Consider the following 3,684-nt stretch of genomic DNA (forward strand, 5'->3'; position numbering starts at 1 on the left):
ATTAACCCGTTAGGTCAGGTGGCCTAACTTAAATAAAAAAGTCTCCGACAAACCCGGTACGGTTCACAAAATTAAGTTTCTCTGCATAGCATTGTGCAGTGTGAACTTTTGGTTTCTCAAATTGGATAGTGTCTGCACTGACATGAGTTGCACAAACAAGAATAAAAGAAGAAATGATCAAATTTAAAAAAATCATTATCGTTCTCAAGTAGCAAAAAAATACCTCCCATGGGAGGCAAAACTAGAAGGAATTTAAAGCTATAGAGTGCGATTGAAAATTCTATATTTAGTTGATTTTTACACATTGGCAAAACGTTCCAGTCTTTATAAATGATAGTGGAATAGATCAAACTCTTATTTCAAAAAAGGAATTTATTTCAATCTTTTAGTGATTCTTACTTCGTTCTTAAGTGAAAAAAATATTTTTCCAGGGAGAGAGCAGATTAGAAAGAATCTATAGCTATTTTTCCCTTTTACCCAAAAGCGGCCTTGGCATATAAATTGCTAATTTTAATTATGATCAATATTTATTAATAAGTAACGTTTTGCTTTAGAACAACCATTTTTTAATAAATTGATTTTAAGTTATTAATTTTAATAATTATTTTTAAATGAGAAATGAGTTCTGTGTTTCTATGCCAATGGGTGAAAAATGTTAATGAATAAAAGTGTTATCGCTACAATGCTTGCAGCAGCTGTTATTACAGGATGTGGTAATGACGATAAGAGTTCAATTGATAAAGAAGAGGTGTCCCTAGATCTTAGTTCACTAACTATTGATGAAGCTAAAGAGATAATGACGAGTGGTAAGGTAACAACGGCTGACCTGATGTCTGCTCATTACGATAGAATCGAACAATATGAGCCAAAATATAACGCTTTTATTAGTTTGAGTGAAACAGCTCTATCTGAGGCTGAAGATATAGATCAACGCAGAAAAAAGGGTGATGAACTCGGGGTACTTGCAGGGATTCCTATTGTATTAAAGGATTCAATCGATCAAAAAGGTGTGCCAACTACAGCTGGTTGGAGCGGATTCTCTTCTAAAGCCGGTGGTATAGATCTTATTCCTGAAAAAGATGCACCACTTGTGAAGCGTCTGCGAGATGCTGGAGCAATTATTGTAGGAAAAACTAATTTACCAGTCTTTGCTGCGAGTGGGGATAATGCAAATAACAGTTTTAATGGTCCAACATATAACGTATTAAACCGTGCCTGGGCTCCAGGTGGATCTTCTACAGGTACTGCGACAGCTGTAGCAGCCGGTTTTGCTATTGCTGGTATTGCAGAGGAAACCGGTGGATCTATTCAAAACCCTGCATCAGCTCAAGGTTTGATAGGTGTTAAACCTACTTTTGGCTTGGTTCCTAATACAGGTGTAGTGCCTCTCGCTGCTAATACAAGAGATGTGTTGGGTCCAATAACAAAATCAGTTAGAGATGCTGCTTTAATCCTAGACGTTATTGCAGGATATACTCCAGATGATCCTAAGACTGAAGCTGCTATAGGAAAACTGCCAAATGGCGGATATACCAGTCTTTTATCTAAAGATTCATTAAAAGGAGCAAGAGTTGGTCTGTATGGATCAGGCTGGCGTTCACATAATGGTGAGTTGAGTGAAGAGACTAAAGAGCTTTATGAGACAACCATTGCTCAACTTAAAGAACAAGGTGCGATTGTTATCGAGGATCCATTTATGGGTACAGGATTCTCCGAATTGCTTGAAAAGTCAGACTACGATGCCCGTGGATCTGAAGCGCTTCCATATGACGTAGATAACTATCTTAAGAACTTAGGCGCATCAGCTAAAATTAAGAGCTTAGCTGAATTAAATAACCTTTTAGGATATGACATCTTTAGTGATAAAGGTCCTCTATTCTATTTTTCAAATATCAAAGACTTTCAGCCAAACGAATATGCTTCACCTGATTTAGAAGCATTCAATACGTTAAGAAGTAACTATTTGGAAATCTTTAATAATGTGATGAAAGACAATCAACTTGATATGCTGGTATTCCCTCAACAACGTAAGCCAATTGGTGATCGTGTTACAGGTGGAATATCTGCAACTACAGTTTCAGAAATCAATCTTTCGGGCCTTCCTTTGGTGACTTTGCCTGCAGGTAAGTACTCAACTGGTCAGCCGTATGCAATTGCCTTCGTTGGCCCTATGTGGAGTGAGGCAAAATTGTTAGGTTATGCTTATGACATGGAGGATGCTGTAGGTCCACGTCCAATTAATAGAAACCTAGAAAAGTAATAAAAAGGGGAAAAAGGTTAATAGCTTGAGCTATTAACCTTCTATTTTGTGCAAGAAATAATATAGTGAACCGTACCGGGTTTGTCGGAGACTTTTTTATTTAAGTTAGGCCACCTGACCTAACGGATTAATCTTATCATAGTACATTGCTTCAAACTCAAAAGGCGATACATAACCCAGTGCACCGTGTACACGCTTTTTGTTGAACCAATCTACCCAATTTAATGTGATCTTGTTCCAAATTCTCCAAAAGATAAGGGTATAAGACTGAGATTACAGCCTTATCTTCTTTCTTATAGCTATCATCATTAAGATAGATATTTGAATATCTAGAGGTAGTTTCTGACATAATTTCTTTAATTTAAGTCCTATTTAAGCCATGTCGTAACACTGGTTTTACTTACTTTCAGTTCCTCTGCAATTTTACGAATACTCATTTTTTGCTTCGTTCGCAGTTCGATGGCTTGTTGTCTCAAATCATCATATTTTTTCGATCTTTTCAGACCACCTGATGCCCCTCTTTTAGCCTGTATTTCACTAAAAGTTTCTAAAGAAAATCTATGCCAAATCCATTGTGAGATACTCTTAGCAATCTGAACTAGCTCACCGTACATCAAAGGTTCAGGAAAGACCTCATTCTCTTTTAAAACACGCTCTAAAACGGCTCTAAACCATGCCTCATAGCTCGCATTTTCTTTAAGGTATGTTCTTACCTTCCTGTATCCCCAATGACGCACTGTATCGAAAATAGTGCAGTTTCTACCTAAACCTTGTTGTTTTGCTTCAGGAGCAGGTTTCTTATCAAGATCAACGAAGTCGGCAAGATAACCAAGGGAATATGCTTCATCACTCCAAAAAACAACATCCCAGTGCTTATGTAGAGGGTTTTTAGTAATTAAACGGCTATATGAGGTATCTGACCCTAATTTTTTTGCATACGCAGCTTGTATCGCACTCGCATATCTAATCGGCTTAATACTAGCGATTTCTGTCGTAGGAAAAGGGGTTTCGAGCTTATAACAGATATGGCAATGACCATTCTTCGGATTACGAGCTGTCCAATATGGAGGGGGCAAGTTTTCTGTATGCCAAGCAAGAACAGAATCCTCATGATCTAGGTCAAAAAACAAATAGTTGACCATGCAAGGTTGATTACCTTGTATAAACCTCCTCTTGGCCGCTTCAAATCTTGGGTATATATCTAAGCCCCGATCTAAGAAATCTGCACAGTAAGGTTTATAAGGCAAATCCTCATAAAAAATATCTAGTTGGTGAGCAGGCACAGCCATGCTTTAAGTCCTTAGTTCTCTTGTTTTTGTGGACTCAACTAGCTACAATTAGGGTTCAAGATAATTGGTGTGCTAGTTGAGATTATTCTCATCAAGTTCCCGAAAAAATGCCCGACGCCACATCGGGTTTTTTTT

Annotated in this window: 2 protein-coding genes and 1 pseudogene; 1 reads left to right on the forward strand and 2 read right to left on the reverse strand. The window is 37.6% G+C overall.

The genetic code is table 11. From position 1 onward, the window contains the following. Nucleotides 1-658 precede the first annotated feature (658 nt). On the forward strand, nt 659-2,260 hold the full coding sequence (locus P253_RS04710; RefSeq protein WP_212750000.1) for an amidase: 1,602 nt from the start codon (nt 659-661) through the stop codon (nt 2,258-2,260). A gap of 105 nt (nt 2,261-2,365) precedes the next feature. On the opposite strand, the pseudogene P253_RS16110 reads toward P253_RS04710, so the two are convergent. After that, nucleotides 2,366-2,488: pseudogene (locus P253_RS16110) on the reverse strand (IS3 family transposase); the annotation flags it as partial. Nucleotides 2,489-2,628: 140 nt separating this feature from the next. Next, a complete protein-coding gene (locus P253_RS04715; protein ID WP_016659732.1) occupies nt 2,629-3,549 on the reverse strand; it encodes a replication initiation protein in 921 nt (306 codons plus the stop codon). Nucleotides 3,550-3,684 lie beyond the last annotated feature (135 nt).

The sequence above is a fragment of the Acinetobacter indicus CIP 110367 genome, assembly GCF_000488255.1.
Taxonomy (GTDB): domain Bacteria; phylum Pseudomonadota; class Gammaproteobacteria; order Pseudomonadales; family Moraxellaceae; genus Acinetobacter; species Acinetobacter indicus.